The sequence below is a fragment of the Maritimibacter harenae genome, from assembly GCF_009882975.1.
Classification (GTDB): domain Bacteria; phylum Pseudomonadota; class Alphaproteobacteria; order Rhodobacterales; family Rhodobacteraceae; genus Maritimibacter; species Maritimibacter harenae.
The window spans coordinates 70,662-86,978 of record NZ_WTUX01000010.1 but is presented as its reverse complement, the minus strand read 5'-3'; the positions used below and the strand labels follow the sequence as shown (position 1 = coordinate 86,978).

Below are 16,317 nucleotides of genomic sequence, written 5' to 3'. Positions count from 1 at the left end.
CGATGAATCTCGCGTTAACGTGCCTGCGACGAATTCGCGCCGGCCTTGCATGGCCACAGGGCCTTCGGCATAAGCGAGGCGTTGTCGAGAGGGAGAGCGACATGATCGGACGCCTGAACCACGTGGCCATCGCCGTGCCGGACCTTGAGGCCGCCGCCGCGCAATATGCGGGCACGCTCGGCGCCGATGTCGGCGCCCCGCAGGACGAGCCGGACCACGGCGTCACGGTGGTGTTCATCAATCTGCCGAACACGAAGATCGAACTGCTCTACCCGCTGGGCGAGGACAGCCCGATCAATGGGTTCCTGGAAAAGAACCCGTCGGGCGGCATCCACCACATGTGCTACGAGGTGGACGACATCCTCGCCGCCCGCGACAAGCTGAAGGAAGAGGGCGCGCGCGTCCTGGGCTCCGGCGAGCCCAAGATCGGCGCCCACGGCAAGCCGGTGCTGTTTCTGCATCCGAAGGACTTCAACGGCTGCCTGATCGAACTGGAGCAAGTCTGATGTCCATTACCGGCGGTGCCGTGCTGTTCGTGGTGATCTGGTTCATGACCATGTTCATCGTGCTGCCCATCCAGTTGCGCACGCAGGGCGAGGACGGCGAGGTCGTGCCGGGCACGCACGAAGGCGCCCCGTCCGATTTCAAGCTTGGGCGCACCATGTGGATCGCCACGCTCTGGGCGCTGCCGATCTGGATCGTCTGCGCGGGAATCATCATATCCGGCGTGATCACCGTGGATATGCTCGACTGGAACGGCTACCTCGGCGAACGCGTGCCGAACTAGGCCGCCTGCCTGGCCAGGCGGTCGGCGAGCGCCGTGACCAGCGTTTCGGCGTCGTGCTTGAGCGGGTCTTCGACCGCCTCACCCAGCGCCACCATCATCACCACGCCAAGAACCGCGGCATGGATCGCCGTCGCCTCGGCCCGCGCGCGCGGACCCTTGAGCCTCTCCGCCAGGGCGCCATAGAGCCGGTCGGTGACCAGCGGCACCTGCGCGGCCACGCCGTCGCTTCGCGTGCCGCGCTGGGTCTGCGGGGCAAGGTACATGAGCCGGAAACGGTCGAGGTCGGCCAGGTGGAACGCAGCGACTGCCCGCACGAAGGCCCGGACCGCGTCCGGCGTCGCCTCGACCCCGTCAATGGCCGCGACGGCCGTATCGGCCTCGGCCTCGAGCCACGGCAGGTAGAGCGCGGCCAGAAGGGCGTGCTTGGACGGGTACCAATAAAGCACCGCCTGCTTCGACTTCCCCAACCGCCGCGCGATCGCGTCGAAGGACAGGGTCCCGGCGCCCTCCTGCGAAAGGATGTCACGGGCGATGTCGAGAATCTGCGCGCTGGTGTCCTGTCGTGCCACTTGGCCTCCCGGGTCTTGACGTGCTTACCACTGGTAAGCTACAAGACTTACCAGTGGTAAGTAAAGTCGGTTACCGCCGCACCACGAGGAGGACAGACATGCCGACGCTCGACCTCTCGGACCCGCTTCTCGCGACCTACGTGGTCGCCGCCGCGCTCATGGCGCTGAAGGTGATGGGACAGGGCTGGATGACGGTCTACCGGATGATGAAGTCCGGCGCGGGGCTGGTGAACCCCGAGGACCTGATCCCCGGGCCGCTCAACCGCGCGCCCGACAAGGCCCAGCTCGAGATCGACGATTACGTGGACCGCTCGCGTCGGATGCATCGCAACGACCTGGAGAACATCCCGGCGTTCTGGGTCGCGGGCGCGCTTTTCGTACTGACCGCGCCCGCCCTGTGGCTGGCGCAGGTGCTGCTTTTCGGCTTCGTCGCCGCGCGGGCAGCGCATTTCGTGGCCTATGTCACGAAACAGCGGCACGAGGTGCGCGCCACGTTCTACACGATCGGGTCGCTGATCGTGATCTACATGGCGCTGCACGCGCTCTGGGCGGTTCTCGCCTGAGACTCAGCGCGTCGGCGAACCGGAGACGCGGTGATACATGTGCGTGAAGGTGGCCGCGCCGATCACCGGCATGATGAGACCGACCAGCGGGATGGTCAGCGGGATCGCCATCAGCGTGCCCGCGATCCAGGCCTGCGTGCCGTACTTGCGACGCAGACGCTTGGAGCCTTCGAGCCCTTCACGCCGGATCGCGGCCATCGAGAAGTATTCCCGGCCGAGCAGGTAGCCGTTCACCATCCAGAACAGGATCGGGGCGAGCGGGCCGATGAAGAAGGACAGGATCAGGGCGATGATGTTGATCACGATGGTCACGACGATGAGCGAGGACGCGTCACGCAGGCCATCGAGGATGGACACATCCCCGGCGGGCGGAAGCGACGGGTAGTGCTTGGCCTCGACGGCGTCGGCCACCTCGTCGAGGAAGATGCCCTGGAAGGCGACGGCGACGGGGACCATCAGGAAGGGCGAAAGCACCAGCATGATGCCCACGATGGCCCAGCTGGCGACGGAGTCGAGCCAGTTGACGTCGCCGATCCACGGCAGGCTCATGGTCTCGGGGAACAGAAGACCGATCAGCACGACGAGCACGATCGTGATCCCCGCGAGAAGCGCGATGGTCAGGCCCAGCCCCATGAGCAGAACCTTGCGGAACCGGCGGTCGCCGAGCTGCCCCAGCGCTTTCAGGAAATCGTTGAAAATCATGCGTCCATCCAGATGGTCTTGGCTTCGAGGTCGGGGCGCGGGCGCTCCGGCGGGGCGACGGATTCGGTGCCGATATGCACGAACCCGGCAATGCTTTCGTGGGCGGCAAGGCCAAGGCCCGACTGCACGAACTGCGCGTCGTGGCTGGGCCAGCCCGACAGCCAGTTCGCGCCCCATCCCGCGGCCAGCGCCGCGTTGAGAAGCGACAGGCAGACGGCGCCCGCGGAATAGAGCTGTTCGACCTGCGGCACCTTCTCGGAATCGACGGGCGAGGCCACGACCGCCACGGCAAGATCCGCGTCGGCGAACTGGCGCCGCGACTTCTCGATCTTCTCCGGCTCGATCCCCAGCGCCTCGCCCCGGGCCGGGACCATCTCGGCCAGCCGGGTGAGCGCAGCCTTCTCCAGCACGATGAAGCGCCACGGCTCCAGCTTGCCGTGATCCGGCGTGCGCGCGGCGGCGGTCAGGATCGGGCCCAGGGCCTCGCGATCCGGGACCGGGGTTTTCAGCGTCTTGGCCGGGCGGGACCGGCGGGTGAGCAGAAAATCGAGCGCGGCTTTGTTCGGATCGGGCATTGGGGTCTCCTGTTCGCTTCCTGCATGTCGGCACTTTTCACGCTGGCGTCAACAGGGGGCGGGTTGATCCCGGGCCAAGGGCGGGCGACAGGGAAGCATGAAGAAGGGTGAGCTCTCTCACATGGCCCGGCCCGGGGCCGAGATCGCGGTGCGCGTGACCCCCCGCGCATCCCGCGACAGCATCGACGTGACCGGGGACGGCGGGCTGCAGATCCGGGTCACGGCCGTGCCGGAGGACGGTAAGGCGAACGCGGCGGTGACCAAGCTGCTGGCGCGTGCCCTCGGGGTGGCGAAGTCCGAGCTCACGCTGGTGCGCGGGGCGACCTCGCGTGACAAGGTCTTCCGGGTCGGCTGACGGGGCCTCAGCCCTTGATGTCCTCTGACCGGGCAAGCCGGTAGACCCCTTCGGGCAGATCAAGCGCGGCGGCGAGATCGCGCAGCTGGCTCATCGAAAGCGTGACGACCTGCACGCGGTCGGTCGTGGGTTCCAGCTGCTCGACGGTGACGCAATCCTCGAAGGCATTGATGATCACGTCTTCCTTGAGATGCGAAGACCCCTCTTCGCCCTCGTCGACAAGGGTGACCACGGTCGCGTCGAAGTCATGTTCGATGGTAAACATGACCCCAGCCTACCCTCCCCGCGCGGATTCGCCAGCCCGATTTGACTCGGATCAAGGCGCGCGCCCGCCAGACCGGGATGATCGGCCGGGGAGGTGAAGACGATGAGAGACAATTCAGACATGCCGCGCATGCCCGCGGCGATGGCCCGGATGGCCGAGACGCTGGGCCTGAACCTGGGCGCCGAATACGAGGCGCGGATCGTGTCGCGGCGCCAGCTCGACCGGGCGGTCGAGCGCTGTGGCGGCTGCGCCGATCCCGGCGGCTGCGACATCTGGCTGGACGATCACGCGGGCGGGGCGCGGGAAGCGCCTTCGCTGTGCCCGAACAAGGCATTGTTCGACCATATGCGCGACGGGTGGTGAGGCGGCTTGATCGCCGGGGGGCGGCGGGCTAATCCGGCGCCATGGCGAAGCTGTATTTCCACTACTCCACCATGAACGCGGGCAAGTCGACGCTGCTGCTGCAGGCGTCGCACAACTACCGTGAACGGGGGATGGAGACCTACCTCATCACCGCGCGGTTCGACAATCGCGCGGGCGAAGGCACGATCGGATCGCGGATCGGCATCGGCACCCCGGCCGACACCTTCGACACCGGCGAGGACCTGTTCGCCAAGATCGAGGCGCGCAAGGCCGAGGGGCCGATCGCCTGCGTGTTCATCGACGAGGCGCAGTTCCTGAGCGAAGACCAGGTGTGGCAGCTCGCCCGCGCGGTCGACGATCTGCGCGTGCCGGTCATGTGCTACGGTCTCAGGGTCGATTTCCAGGGCAACCTCTTCCCCGGCTCCGCCGCGCTTCTCGCGCTGGCCGACGAGATGCGCGAGGTGCGCACGATCTGCCATTGCGGCAAGAAGGCCACGATGGTGGTGCGCCAGGACGAGACCGGCAAGGTGATGACCGCCGGCGACCAGGTGCAGATCGGCGGGAACGAGACCTACGTGAGCCTGTGCCGCAAGCATTGGCGCGCGGAAATGGGCGACCGGTGAACCCGATCGCGCTCGTCAGGCGGTTCCTGACGCTGGGCGCGCTCGGGGTGGTCTCGCTGGTGGGGCTCAAGTCCTGGCTCGACAAGGAGCGCGCGGAGATGCGGCTCGAGTATTACCGGGAGCTTGCGGAATATCACGCGGCAGCTTCGCTTTCGGGCTGCATCCGGCGCGACTCGGTGATCGACCTCGCGATGACGCAGGGCTGGCAGGTGCGCGAGGCAGGCGGAATCTGCGACGTGGCCGGCGCGCTTCGGGTGATTCCCGATGCCGCGACCCCGTGGCGGCGCGGCGCGCCCGGTTTCCTCATCGCCTTCGACGGGGACGGCTGCCAGATGCCCCTGCCCCCGGAATGCCCCTTCGACTGACCCTCAGCTGACCCAGGCGATGACCGCGGCCACCGTGAGCACGGAGAGCGCGGTCGAAACCAGGATCGAGGCCGACACGCGCGTGGGTGCCACGCCGTAGTGCTGGGCGAGGATGAAGACGTTGCCCGCCACCGGCAGGGCCGCGGCCGAGATCATGACCTTGGCCGAGAAGGCGTCGACGCTGAACACCACGAGCGCCATGACGGCCACCGCCGCCGGGTGCAGGATCAGCTTGCAGAAGGTCAACCAGACCGCGATCGACAACCGCTCGGCCGATTTGGACGCCAGCGACGCGCCGATGGCGAAGAGCGCGCCGGGCGTTGCGGCGGCCCCGAGAAGCACCAGCACTTCGTTCACCGGGCCCGGCAGCGGCCAGCCCGTCGCCGACCAGGCGAAACCGGCAACGATCGACACGATCATCGGGTTCTTGAGAAGCCCCAGCGCCACTGTGCCCAGGATGCGCGGGCTCACGCGCCCGTCGCGATAGCCCGTGATCAGGATCACGATCAGCGACGAGAAGACGACAAGGTCCACGGCGAGGCAGAGCATGACCGGCCCGATCGCCTCTTCGCCGAAGAGCAGCGCCAGCATGGGCACGCCCAGGAACCCCGTGTTGCCGATCACGGCCGTCTGCGCCTCGATTGCCGTTTCCTCGACCCCGATGCGGCGCACGAGTGCTACGGCGGTGGCCACGAGGTAGATCGCCGAGGTCCCGATCAGGTAGGCCCAGACGAAGGGCCAGTCGATCACGTCGGCGAGGTTCAGGTTGGCCGAGAACCGCATGAGCATCGCCGACAGGGCGAAGTAGAACACGAACTTGGTCAGCGCCGCGGTGGCGGCTTCGCTGAAGAACCCGGTGCGCCCGGCGAGGTAGCCAAGCCCGATGACGGCGAAGAACGGAAGCGTCTGAATGAATACGGCGAGCATGAAACGCCGTTAGCATGGCGCGCGCCGGGCTGCCACGGCTTATGCGAAGGCGCCGTGGCAGAACCAGCCCGCGCTTTTCGCCGCGCCGTGGGCGAAATAGAGCCACAGCCGCTCTCCCCGTTCGGTCACGACGATCCAGTAATCGCGCTGCCCGCTGCGCCAGTTGGGATCGTCCAGCCACCATTCCGGCGCGATCCGCTCGGGGCCGGTGGCGCGCATCACCCGGTGGTCGCGCCCCCGCCAGCGGAAGCTCTCGGGCAGGCGCGGCACGTCCGGGATCATCACCGGCTCCGGCGGCCAGAGCCGCAGCGGCCGCTCGCGCGCAGGCTTGGCCCAGTCGGTGGCGGCGGAGGTGAAGACCGCCGCCACCACGTTCGCCCCCTTCTCGGGGATGTGGCTTTCGGCCGGGTGCAGCCGGGTCATCGCCTCAAGCCCAAGCCGGGTGCCGATGCGCCCGAGGAGGTCGTCCAGGGCCGCGCCGGGGCCCCGGTTGGCGACCTGTTCGCCGGCCTCGAGATGGCCGCGGTGCTGGACGGCGTGAACCGGCTCGTGCCGGGTGGCCACCAGCCGCACCGCGTCGATCCCGAAGCCCGCGTCCACGTCCGGCAGCTTCATCGCCAGCAGCGGACGGATGCGGTGCGGATCGGCCGAGGGCTGGGCCAGCCCCGCCTCGACCGCCTGCATGGTGTGATCGGCGCGCGAGAACTCGGCACGCACCTGCCGCGCCCCGCGCCCGGCCCGGGTGAGCCGGTCGCACAATTCCGGCAGCAGCCGGTCGAAACAGGCCAGGAGATCCTCTTCCAGCCCGATGGGTTCGGGCAGCCCCATGCGCACCGCGAAGCGCACCGGCGGACGGGCGGGCGAGACCGGCTCGGGCTCGACCCCGAGCGCCTGGTCCAGCCGTTGCACCATGTGGCGCCCGAAGCGGCGGGCGAGCCCCGCGCGCGGCGTGCCGAACAGGTCCTCGATCCGGCGCAGCCCCAGCCGGCTGAGCCCCTCGATCGCTTCGGGGTCGAGCCGGAGCGCGGCGACGGGCAGCGGACCGATGGCCTGACGGGTCTGGCCCACCGGCGCGATCCGGGGCGCCTGTGCCGTGGTGCGGGGTTTCGGCGCCGCGCCGCCACGGGTCCAGTGCCGGCGTTTCACCGCGCGCGAGCGGGTCGCGCGGGCTTCCTGGTCGATGGCATCGCCGGAGCGGTGGCCGCCCCCCGTCTCGCCCGAGAACCGCGCCAGCGCCCAGGCCGCGCCGCGCGTGTCGGCCAGCCCGAGCCGCACGGTCAGGCCCAGCCGGGCGCAATCCCGGTCGATCTCCTCGGCCAGGGCCTCTTCCCCGCCGAAGAGGTGGGCACAGCCGGTGATGTCGAGCACGAGCCCGTCCGGCGCCTCTTCCGACACCCAGGGGCTGAACCGGCCCGCCCAGCGCCTGAGCGTGGTGAGGAAGGTCGCCTCGGTCACCCGGTTGATCGGGCGCGAGGCAAGGCCCGGGCACATGGCGCGGGCATCGCGCAGCGGCTGGCCGGCGGTGAGCCCCGCCGCCTGCGCCTCGGCGTTCATGGAGACGATGACCTGCGCGCCGCGCTGATCCTCGACCACCACGAAGGGGCCGGGCGGCAGGCCCCGGTCGAGCCGCATCGACCGCTCGGCGGCGAGGCGGGGAAACCAGAGCGACAGGTGGCGTTTGGCAGGCATGGCAGGCGGCAGCAGCACGTATGTTCACTTAATGTTCTCATACGCGAGTCGGGCGGGCCGAGTCGAGTCCGCCGCTGTCGCAAGCCCGTGAACGGACGTCCTCAGCCGCACCAGATCCGTGTGATGACACCGTCCTCGTCGAGGTCGATGTTCAGCCGGCTCTGCACGTAATCCTCGGTGACCATGTCGCCGGGCCTGATCACGCGCAGGTCGCGCCATTCGATCCGGGTGGACTTGAACGGCTGGCCCACGAACTCCTGGAACGCGGGTGCCGGGCAGATGCCCAGCTCCCCGGTCGGGTCGTGGCGCACGGTGGTCGAGCCGCAGGCGGCCAGCGTCAGGCCCGCCGCGACAACAAATCCGAATGTCTTCATCCGCAATACACCTTCGTGACCTGCCCCGCCTCGTCGACCTCGATGTTCAGCCGGTCGGCGCGGTAATCCATCGTGACGGCCATCCCCGGTTCGATGATCCTGAGATCCGTATCGGGTTCGAGGTCCGGACGCTCGGCAACATCCGTGCCGACGAGTTCCTGAAGCGCCGCCGCGCCGCAGGTCTCCTCGGCCGCGTCGTCTTCCTGCTCTTCTTCCTGGCAGGCGACCAGGGTGAGGGCGAGAAGCGGAATCATGGCCAGTTTGAACATGAAACCTAGATAAAGGTCTCATGCCTCCACACAAGTTGCGGAATTGAACTGCCGCGAATTCTCGCCCAGACTGCCGGCCGAAATACGCATTTTGGAGCCTCATCATGAGAACGCGCGCCGCCGTGGCCACGCAGGCCGGAAAACCCCTCGAAATCATGGACGTGAACCTGGAAGGCCCCAAGGCCGGCGAGGTCATGGTCGAGGTCAAAGCCACCGGCATCTGCCACACCGACGAATTCACCCTGTCGGGCGCCGACCCGGAGGGACTGTTCCCCGCCATCCTCGGGCACGAAGGCGCGGGCGTCGTCGTCGAGGTCGGCGAGGGCGTCACCGACCTGAAACCGGGCGACCACGTGATCCCGCTCTACACGCCAGAGTGCCGCGAGTGCTATTCCTGCACCTCGGGCAAGACGAACCTCTGCACGTCCATCCGCTCGACCCAGGGCCAGGGCGTGATGCCCGACGGGACGAGCCGCTTCACCACGCTCGATGGCGACCCGATCCTGCACTACATGGGCTGCTCGACCTTCTCGAACCACACGGTCCTGCCCGAGATCGCGCTGGCGAAGGTGCGTGAGGACGCGCCGTTCGACAAGATCTGCTACATCGGCTGCGGCGTGACCACCGGCATCGGCGCGGTCATCAACACGGCCAAGGTCGAGATCGGGGCGACGGCGGTGGTCTTCGGCCTGGGGGGCATCGGGCTCAACGTGATCCAGGGCCTGCGGCTCGCAGGCGCCGACATGATCATCGGCGTCGACCTGAACCCGGCGAAGAAGGAAATGGCCGAGAAGTTCGGCATGACCCATTTCGTGAACCCCAACGACCTCGACGAGGACATCGTCCCCTACCTCGTGAACCTCACGAAGCGGCGCGGCGACCTGATCGGCGGCGCGGACTACACCTTCGACTGCACCGGCAACGTCAACGTCATGCGCCAGGCACTGGAATGCGCGCACCGGGGTTGGGGCGAGTCGATCATCATCGGCGTCGCACCTGCCGGGGCCGAGATCTCGACCCGTCCGTTCCAGCTCGTCACCGGCCGGGTCTGGAAGGGCACGGCGTTCGGCGGCGCGAAGGGGCGCACCGACGTGCCGAAGATCGTCGACTGGTACATGGACGGCAAGATCGAGATCGACCCGATGATCACGCACACCATGTCGCTGGACGAGATCAACACGGGCTTCGACCTGATGCACAAGGGCGAGTCGATCCGCTCGATCGTACTCTACTGATCCCCTGACGCGCTTACGGAACGGCCGGAACCGCGATGCGGTGTCCGGCCGTTGTGCTTCCGACACACACCAGTGACCGGAGGACCCATGAGCGCCACAGCCATTCTGGAACTCGTCGCCGGCGCGGCCATCATCGGCTACGTGTTCAGCGACTTCATGTTCACCACCATCGGGACGAACGTCTATTCCTTCGTCTCGCACCGGCTGGCGCGCGGGCTCTTCGCGCTGAACCGCCAGTTGCCCGACTGGTCGTGGAAATATCATGCCGTCGGGCCGCTCTGCATGGGCGTCGTGGCGCTCTGGTGGGTCGCGGGGCTTTGGCTGGGCTGGACGCTGGTGCTTCACTCCTTCGAACCGGGTGTCGTGCGCCAGGACAGCGAGGTTCCCGCCACCTTCTTCGGAACCCTGTCCCACGCCGGTCACATGCTGTCGACGCTGGGCGGCGGGATCAGCATGGCCAACGGGATCGGGCCCGCGATCCTGGGCGTCCTGGCCGCCGTCACGGGCATGGTCGTGCTGACCCTCTCGGTGAGCTTCATCCTCTCGACCACGCAGACGGTTGTTTCCGGTCGGTCGCTCCTCACCTACGCGGACGCCATGCGGGAACAGGAGGACGATCTGTCGTCCAACGTCCTGCCCCAGGTCGCGAGCCTCGTCTGCGCCATCAACTCCGCCCCCTTCGCGCTGTTCTACAGCCATCCCGATCCGCGCATGAGATTGCCCGGGGGGCTGGCACGGTTGTATCGTCGCAGCAGCGGCGAGACACGGGAGGCGATGGACCGCATCCTTGGGCGGTTCATGCTGATCGGGGAATTCGACGGCCTGGAGGACCTCGAACGATGGGCGGAGCATTACGACATCTCGAAACGCGCGGGCGGCACGGCATGAGGGCCGTGGCCCTCGGGCGCGGCTGACCCGTGGCACGCGGCGAGACCCTCGTCGTCGGCGCGGGCCCCACGGGGCTCACCGCCGCCATCGGACTGGCCCGGCGCGGCCTGCCCGTCCGGGTGATCGAAAAGCGCGACACGGCCTCGAACCTGTCGCGGGCGGTGGGGATCCTGCCGCCCACGGTGCGCGCGCTCGCGGCACTGGGGGCGGCGGACGAAATCGTGCAGGAATCGCTCGTCGTCGAGCGCATCCAGCTTTCCGTGCGGGGCCGGGTGCTGGGCCACGTCGACATGTCCGACGCCGTCGCCCCGGATCGCCGCATCCTTGCCCTGCCGCAGGACCGGACGGAAGAGCTTCTCCGCAAGGTCGTTGAACGGCTGGGGGGCGAGATTCGGTTCGGCGCCGCCTTCGAGTGGCTCGAACAGGACGCGGACGGGGTCACGGGGCGCTTCGGGGGGACCGAGGAGCGGTTCGACCACGTGATCGGCTGCGACGGGGTCCATTCGCCGACGCGCGAGGCGCTCGGCATCGCCTACGAAGGTTACGACGTGCCCGGCGACTGGTCGATCGCCGACGTTGACGTGGGCGGCGACTTCGACCCGCACCGGGTGTTCATCGACCCCGGCGACCGGCGCACGGGAGTCACCATCGCGATTCCCATCGGCCCCACACGCACGCGGATCATCGCCGGGCGCAAGGACGCGCTCGAGGGCCTGCCGTTCCCGATCGAGGTCACGCATGTGCGGCGCACCGCCCCCTTCACGATCTCGATCCGGCAGGCGCGGGACTATGTCCGGGGCCGCGTCCTGCTGGCCGGCGACGCGGCGCATTGCCATTCGCCGGTGGGCGGGCGCGGCATGAACCTGGGAATGCTGGACGCGGTCGCGGCCGCCGAAGCGATCGCGACCGGCGAAATCGCCGAATACGGCACCGCGCGCCACCGCGAAGGGGCCAAGACGATCCGCGAGACCGAGCGTGCCCGGCGTCCCGTCACCTCGGGCCACCCGTTGGTGCCCTACGCGCTTGCCACCATCGGTTTCATCCTGAAGCACTCGCGCGCGGCGCGGCGGGCGTTCCTGCGGCAGGCGACGAATTTCTGAAGGTGCACTTTCGGGCTGTCGCCGGCGCGGCCAGAAGACTAGGGTCGCGCCATGGCAAATTCCAATCCCCTCCTGGCCGTCCTCATCGACGCCGACAACATCCCCGCCCGCTTCGCCGACGCGATCCTGAAGGAAGTCACCAGCTACGGCGAACCGGCCCTGCGCCGGGTCTACGGCGACTGGTCCTCGCAGCGTCTGGCGCCGTGGAAATCCAAGGTCCAGGAGCTGGGCATGGTCGCCCACCAGGACAGCGCGAACACCAAGGGCAAGAACGCCAGCGACATCGGGCTGGTCATCGACGCGATGGACCTTCTGCACACCGGGCGGTTCGACGGCTTCGTTCTGGTGAGCTCGGACAGCGACTTCACCTCGCTCGCCAACCGTATCCGCGAACAGGGCCTCACCGTCATCGGGATCGGCGAGGGCAAGACGCCGGAAAGCCTGCGCAACGTCTGCTCGCGTTTCGTGATGATCGAGAACCTCGTCGACGAGGAGGAACCCGAGAAGCCCGCCCAGAAGAAGAAGGGCAAGCGTGACGTGCTGGACGCCCTGCCGCTCATCCTGAACGCCATCGAGAAGATCGACCAGGACGGCGAATGGTTCCAGCTGGGCCAGGTCGGCCAGGCGATCCAGGCCGACAACCGCGACTTCGACACGCGCACCTATGGCCGCGCGAAGCTGTCCGACCTGGTGCGCGACACCAAGCGGTTCGAGACCAAGCGCGAAGGCAACCACATGTACATCCGCCGCGTCGACTGAAACTGCGACAGTTCGGGGGCTTGCGTCCGGCGCGCAGCCGACTAACTTGGAATCATTCCAAATCAGGTGTTGCCATGATCCCCGGCCTGTCTCTTTCCCGTCGTCGTTTCTCGGACCTGTCCGAACAGGAAATCCTCGCGCTCGCGATCTCGAACGAAGAGGACGACGCACGCATCTACCGGCAGTACGCCGAACGCCTGCGCGCCGACTTCCCGGCCTCGGCCAAGGTGTTCGACGAGATGGCCGAGGAAGAGGACCACCATCGCCAGTGGCTCATCAAGGAGCACACGCGCCGCTTCGGGACAGTGATCCCGCTCATCCGGCGCGAGCACGTGTCGGGCTACTATGCCCGCCAGCCGGTCTGGCTGATCGAGAACCTCGGGCTCGAACGCATGCGCGCCGAAGCGCGCGAGATGGAGCGTCAGGCCGAACAGTTCTACCGCAAGGCCGCCGACCGCACGACGGATGCGAGCACGCGCAAGCTCCTGGGCGATCTCGCGGCCGCCGAGGCAAGCCACAGCGACACCGCAAGCCAGCTCGAGGAGAAATACCTGGGGGGCGACGAACGCAAGGAAGAGGACCAGGCCGCACGCCGGCAGTTCGTCCTGACCTGGGTGCAGCCCGGGCTGGCCGGGCTCATGGACGGCTCCGTCTCCACCCTGGCCCCGATCTTCGCGACCGCCTTCGCGACGCGTGACCCGCACACGACCCTGCTCGTGGGTCTCGCCGCCGCCGTGGGCGCCGGCATCTCGATGGGCTTCACCGAGGCCGCGTCGGACGACGGGGAGCTTTCGGGCCGCGGCTCGCCGGTCAAGCGCGGGATCGCCTCGGGCCTGATGACCACCATCGGCGGGCTGGGCCACGCCCTGCCCTACCTGATCCAGGATTTCTGGACCGCCACGACGCTCGCGATCATCATCGTCTTCATCGAGTTGTGGGCCATCGTCTGGATCCAGAACAAGTACATGGACACGCCCTTCTTCCGGGCCACGTTCCAGGTGGTGCTGGGTGGGGCGCTGGTCTTCGCGGCCGGGGCGCTCATCGGCGGGGGATGACCCCGCACATGCAAAACCCCACCGCTCAGGGTGGGGTTTTGGATCCCGGCGCCGCAAACTGGGTGGGGGCTGTTGAAACGACGCCGGGGAAGCTTTCGCTCCGCGTTCGAAGTTCGCGGACAATCACGGCGCCATTGGGGGCGGTGTAGGGAAAACCACAGGTGATTTTGTGTCCTCATTGCGGCGCGCGTCGCCGGGGATTGATTTGCGCGCCCATGTTGCGCACATTCGAAACATGAACGCGCCCACACCGTTTCCCCGCAATATCGACGACAAGGTCGCTTTCGACCGCAAGGAGCTCAACGTGATCCTCGGCCTCTACGGTCGCATGGTCGCGGCCGGCGAATGGCGCGATTACGGCATGAGTTTCCTGAAGGACGTCGCGGTCTTCGCGGTGTTTCGGCGGGCCGCCGAAAACCCGCTCTACCGAATCGAAAAGCGCCCGAAACTGCGCGGCCGCCAGGGGCAGTACGCAGTGATCGGGATGGACGGCCAGGTCCTCAAGCGCGGGTCCGACCTGCGCACCGTGCTGCGGGTGCTGGAACGCAAGCTGATCCGGCCGGTCGACTGACCGGGCCGCTCAGCCGGCGCCCGGTGAGAACCGCCGGTGCGCAGTGACCGGCCCTTCGCCCTGGGCTTCGATCCGGGCGATCGTCTCCGCGATGCCCTCGAACGACACCGCCATCGCATGCGCGTTCGCGTGGATGAAGCGCGTCTCGTCCGCCACCATCGCCACGTGCCCCGGCCAGAAGACCAGGTCGCCGGGCCGGTAGCTGTCCGCCGCGTCCCCGGCCTTGGCCTGAAGGTCGCTGTCGGCGGGGATCGCGGTCCCGCACATTTCCCACGCGATCTGGACCAGGCCCGAGCAGTCGATCCCGAAACTCGAGTTTCCGCCCCAGACATATGGCGTTCCGATGAGCTTCGCCACTTCGGCCACCGGGTCCGAACAAAGCGCATCGAGCGGCGCGATATGCGCGCTCGGCACGACCCATTCGCGCAGCCCGTCGTCGGACGGCGTGTCCTGCATCACGATACGCGACCAGCGCTCGCCTTCCTCGACGACCTCGAGCCAGGCACCGTAGGAGAGCGGCATCACCGGCTCCCATGTCTTGATGTCCGGCGTGTCCTTGCGAAAGCTGCGCGCGGCCGTGACCCGGTGGGTGGGGTGGCGCCGTTCGCGCAGGAGATCGGCGAAAATCCAGCCGCAGTAGCCGTCACGCGCCGAGAACCCGAAGGCGAAGCGCCCCTCGATGTCGAGCACGCAGAAGGCATCCCCCGTGAGAAGCTCGCGCTCACGCGGGCCGTCGGGGGTGCGCAGGAGCGCGGCGGTGGTCACGTTGACCTGGTGCCACGTGCCCTCGGAAAAACGCTCCGCCTCGACCTGCCCTTCGAGCGAGACATGGGCGACACGCCCGTTCGACTTGAGAAGCCGCCGGTCCGTCACAGCTTGAGCAGCCCGGGCAGCGCCTCGAGAAGCGCGCGCGCCCCCTGCCCCACGCCGCCGACCGGGCGGGCCGGGGCGGCACTGGGTTGCCAGCCGAAGATGTCGAAATGGACGTAGCGCTCGCTGTCCGTCACGAAACGCTTGAGAAAGAGGGCCGCCGTGATCGACCCCGCGAAGCCGCCCTTGGGCGCGTTGTCGAGATCGGCGATGCCCGGTTCGATCATCGGCTCGTAGCCGGGCCAGAACGGCAACTCCCAGACGGGGTCCGCCACGCGCGGCGCGGCGGCGCGCAGGGCGTCGGCGTCCATCTTGTCGGTGGCGTAGAACGGGGCCAGGTCCGGCCCCACCGCCACGCGGGCCGCGCCGGTGAGCGTGGCCATCGAGACGAGCAGGTCCGGCATCTCCTCGTCCGCGAGTGCGAGCGCATCGGCCAGCACGAGGCGTCCCTCTGCATCCGTGTTGTTCACCTCGACCGTCAGCCCCTTGCGGCTGATCAGGATGTCGCCGGGCCGGAAGGCGTCGCCCGCGACCGCGTTCTCCACCGCCGGGATCAGAAGGCGGAGCTGGATCGGCAGGTCCAGCGCCATGATCATGCGGGCCAAGCCCAGCGTCGTGGCGGCGCCGCCCATGTCCTTCTTCATCAGCCCCATCGAGGGCGCAGGCTTCAGGTCGAGCCCGCCGGTGTCGAAGCACACGCCCTTGCCGACCAGCGTGAGCGTCGGGCCGGAGGTCCCCCAACGGAGGTCGATCAGGCGCGGCGCGCGCGTGGCGGCGCGGCCGACCGCGTGGATCATCGGGAAGTTCTGCGCGATCAGATCGTCACCGGTCGTTACGTCGATCGTGGCGGCAAAACGGTCGGCCAGGTCGCGTGCGGCGGCTTCGAGCTCGTCGGGGCCCAAGTCCTGCGCGGGCGTGTTGATCAGGTCGCGGGTGAGCACCTCCCCGGCCGCGATCGCTTCCAGGCGGGCCGCGTCGACGCCTTGGGGGGCGACAAGGGCCGCCTTGGGCGCGGGCTTCTTCGCGTAGCGGTCGAAGCGGTAGCCCGCGAGCAGCCAGCCCAGGCAGACCTCGTCCAGGGCAGGGCCGGTGAGGTCGGTCTCAAGCCGGTAGGTGCCGGCGGGAAGCTTGGCGCGGGCCGCGGCGGTGCCGAAGCGGCGGCGGGCGCGGGCCTTCGCATCGCCAAGGCCCACCACGGCCGCCTCGGGCGCCCCATCCGCCCCCGGCAGCACCAGCACCGCGCCGAGCCCGGCCTTGAACCCGTGCGCCTCGACCCAGGCGGCGTGGGGTTTGGACAATCCGGCGACGAAGGTGTCGACCCCATCCTTGGCGACAAGGGTCAGCGGCAGGGCATCGTCGGTGGCGGGCGCGAAGGTGAGGGACATGGTTTCTCCGGTCAGTGAACCGGCACAG

23 protein-coding genes are annotated in these 16,317 nt (G+C 68.3%); 13 read left to right on the top strand and 10 right to left on the bottom strand.

Features of this window, described 5'->3' with window-relative positions; all coding sequences use genetic code 11:
• Positions 1-101 precede the first annotated feature (101 nt).
• A complete protein-coding gene (gene mce, locus GQE99_RS04765; RefSeq protein ID WP_161350437.1) occupies positions 102-506 on the top strand; it encodes a methylmalonyl-CoA epimerase in 405 nt (134 codons plus the stop codon).
• Entirely contained in the window at positions 506-787 is a 282-nt protein-coding gene (locus GQE99_RS04760; protein ID WP_161350436.1) for a DUF1467 family protein, read from the top strand. The genes mce and GQE99_RS04760 overlap by 1 nt, the downstream gene beginning before the upstream one ends.
• On the opposite strand, the gene GQE99_RS04755 is transcribed toward GQE99_RS04760, so the two are convergent.
• Entirely contained in the window at positions 784-1,356 is a 573-nt protein-coding gene (locus GQE99_RS04755) for a TetR/AcrR family transcriptional regulator (RefSeq protein ID WP_161350435.1), read from the bottom strand. The genes GQE99_RS04760 and GQE99_RS04755 overlap by 4 nt on opposite strands.
• Positions 1,357-1,454: 98 nt before the next feature.
• On the opposite strand from GQE99_RS04755, the gene GQE99_RS04750 reads away from it, so the two are divergent.
• Positions 1,455-1,919 carry an MAPEG family protein gene (locus GQE99_RS04750; RefSeq protein ID WP_161350434.1) on the top strand — a complete coding sequence of 155 codons (465 nt, stop codon included), beginning with the start codon at positions 1,455-1,457 and terminating at the stop codon, positions 1,917-1,919.
• A 3-nt stretch (positions 1,920-1,922) separates the two neighbouring features.
• Here GQE99_RS04750 and GQE99_RS04745 read toward each other — a convergent pair whose 3' ends face one another.
• Together GQE99_RS04745 and GQE99_RS04740 are read right to left on the bottom strand one after the other, a co-directional pair.
• Positions 1,923-2,621 carry an EI24 domain-containing protein gene (locus GQE99_RS04745; RefSeq protein WP_161350433.1) on the bottom strand — a complete coding sequence of 233 codons (699 nt, stop codon included), beginning with the start codon at positions 2,619-2,621 and terminating at the stop codon, positions 1,923-1,925.
• Entirely contained in the window at positions 2,618-3,196 is a 579-nt protein-coding gene (locus GQE99_RS04740) for a nitroreductase family protein (RefSeq protein ID WP_161350432.1), read from the bottom strand. Before GQE99_RS04740 ends, GQE99_RS04745 begins: the two co-directional genes overlap by 4 nt.
• A gap of 97 nt (positions 3,197-3,293) precedes the next feature.
• Here GQE99_RS04740 and GQE99_RS04735 point away from each other — a divergent pair, with 97 nt between their 5' ends.
• On the top strand, positions 3,294-3,551 hold the full coding sequence (locus tag GQE99_RS04735) for a DUF167 domain-containing protein (RefSeq protein WP_161350431.1): 258 nt from the start codon (positions 3,294-3,296) through the stop codon (positions 3,549-3,551).
• Positions 3,552-3,558: 7 nt separating this feature from the next.
• Here GQE99_RS04735 and GQE99_RS04730 read toward each other — a convergent pair whose 3' ends face one another.
• Positions 3,559-3,816 (bottom strand): hypothetical protein, encoded by a 258-nt coding sequence (locus GQE99_RS04730; RefSeq protein WP_161350430.1) that lies wholly within the window; start codon positions 3,814-3,816, stop codon positions 3,559-3,561.
• Positions 3,817-3,918: 102 nt separating this feature from the next.
• Between GQE99_RS04730 and GQE99_RS04725 the strand changes: the two genes are divergently transcribed.
• From GQE99_RS04725 to GQE99_RS04715, 3 genes are read left to right on the top strand one after another with little or no spacing between them, the layout of a single operon-like run.
• Positions 3,919-4,179, top strand: a complete 261-nt coding sequence (locus tag GQE99_RS04725) for a DUF6455 family protein (protein WP_161350429.1) — start codon at positions 3,919-3,921, stop codon at positions 4,177-4,179.
• Between the two features lie 41 nt (positions 4,180-4,220).
• Positions 4,221-4,802, top strand: a complete 582-nt coding sequence (locus GQE99_RS04720) for a thymidine kinase (protein ID WP_161350428.1) — start codon at positions 4,221-4,223, stop codon at positions 4,800-4,802.
• Complete coding sequence (locus GQE99_RS04715) at positions 4,799-5,167, top strand: hypothetical protein (RefSeq protein ID WP_161350427.1); 369 nt, start codon at positions 4,799-4,801, stop codon at positions 5,165-5,167. The genes GQE99_RS04720 and GQE99_RS04715 overlap by 4 nt, the downstream gene beginning before the upstream one ends.
• Before the next feature lie 3 nt (positions 5,168-5,170).
• Here GQE99_RS04715 and GQE99_RS04710 read toward each other — a convergent pair whose 3' ends face one another.
• From GQE99_RS04710 to GQE99_RS04695, 4 genes are all read right to left on the bottom strand, one after another.
• On the bottom strand, positions 5,171-6,094 hold the full coding sequence (locus GQE99_RS04710; protein ID WP_161350426.1) for an AEC family transporter: 924 nt from the start codon (positions 6,092-6,094) through the stop codon (positions 5,171-5,173).
• Positions 6,095-6,133: 39 nt separating this feature from the next.
• Entirely contained in the window at positions 6,134-7,783 is a 1,650-nt protein-coding gene (locus GQE99_RS04705) for a DUF6504 family protein (RefSeq protein ID WP_161350425.1), read from the bottom strand.
• 101 nt (positions 7,784-7,884) lie between these two features.
• A complete protein-coding gene (locus GQE99_RS04700) occupies positions 7,885-8,157 on the bottom strand; it encodes an I78 family peptidase inhibitor (RefSeq protein WP_161350424.1) in 273 nt (90 codons plus the stop codon).
• The gene (locus tag GQE99_RS04695; protein WP_161350423.1) at positions 8,154-8,426 is read right to left on the bottom strand and encodes an I78 family peptidase inhibitor; all 273 of its coding nucleotides are present in this window, start codon (positions 8,424-8,426) and stop codon (positions 8,154-8,156) included. The genes GQE99_RS04700 and GQE99_RS04695 overlap by 4 nt, the downstream gene beginning before the upstream one ends.
• A 104-nt stretch (positions 8,427-8,530) precedes the next feature.
• On the opposite strand from GQE99_RS04695, the gene GQE99_RS04690 reads away from it, so the two are divergent.
• The 6 genes from GQE99_RS04690 (at position 8,531) to GQE99_RS04665 (ending at position 14,034) form a co-directional block, all read left to right on the top strand.
• Positions 8,531-9,661 (top strand): S-(hydroxymethyl)glutathione dehydrogenase/class III alcohol dehydrogenase, encoded by a 1,131-nt coding sequence (locus GQE99_RS04690; protein ID WP_161350422.1) that lies wholly within the window; start codon positions 8,531-8,533, stop codon positions 9,659-9,661.
• Positions 9,662-9,748: 87 nt separating this feature from the next.
• Positions 9,749-10,549, top strand: a complete 801-nt coding sequence (locus GQE99_RS04685; protein ID WP_161350421.1) for a hypothetical protein — start codon at positions 9,749-9,751, stop codon at positions 10,547-10,549.
• A gap of 29 nt (positions 10,550-10,578) precedes the next feature.
• On the top strand, positions 10,579-11,649 hold the full coding sequence (locus tag GQE99_RS21835) for an FAD-dependent oxidoreductase (RefSeq protein ID WP_161350420.1): 1,071 nt from the start codon (positions 10,579-10,581) through the stop codon (positions 11,647-11,649).
• Between the two features lie 51 nt (positions 11,650-11,700).
• Complete coding sequence (locus tag GQE99_RS04675) at positions 11,701-12,408, top strand: NYN domain-containing protein (protein ID WP_161350419.1); 708 nt, start codon at positions 11,701-11,703, stop codon at positions 12,406-12,408.
• A gap of 74 nt (positions 12,409-12,482) precedes the next feature.
• On the top strand, positions 12,483-13,463 hold the full coding sequence (gene mbfA / locus GQE99_RS04670) for an iron exporter MbfA (RefSeq protein WP_161350418.1): 981 nt from the start codon (positions 12,483-12,485) through the stop codon (positions 13,461-13,463).
• A 235-nt stretch (positions 13,464-13,698) separates the two neighbouring features.
• A complete protein-coding gene (locus tag GQE99_RS04665) occupies positions 13,699-14,034 on the top strand; it encodes a DUF2794 domain-containing protein (protein WP_161350417.1) in 336 nt (111 codons plus the stop codon).
• 9 nt (positions 14,035-14,043) lie between these two features.
• Here the strand turns inward: GQE99_RS04665 and GQE99_RS04660 are convergent, their stop codons facing one another.
• Together GQE99_RS04660 and GQE99_RS04655 are read right to left on the bottom strand one after the other, a co-directional pair.
• Positions 14,044-14,907: a C40 family peptidase gene (locus GQE99_RS04660; RefSeq protein WP_161350416.1), complete on the bottom strand. Its 864-nt coding sequence runs from the start codon at positions 14,905-14,907 to the stop codon at positions 14,044-14,046.
• Positions 14,904-16,289 (bottom strand): leucyl aminopeptidase family protein, encoded by a 1,386-nt coding sequence (locus GQE99_RS04655; RefSeq protein ID WP_161350415.1) that lies wholly within the window; start codon positions 16,287-16,289, stop codon positions 14,904-14,906. Before GQE99_RS04655 ends, GQE99_RS04660 begins: the two co-directional genes overlap by 4 nt.
• Between the last annotated feature and the right edge of the window lie 28 nt (positions 16,290-16,317).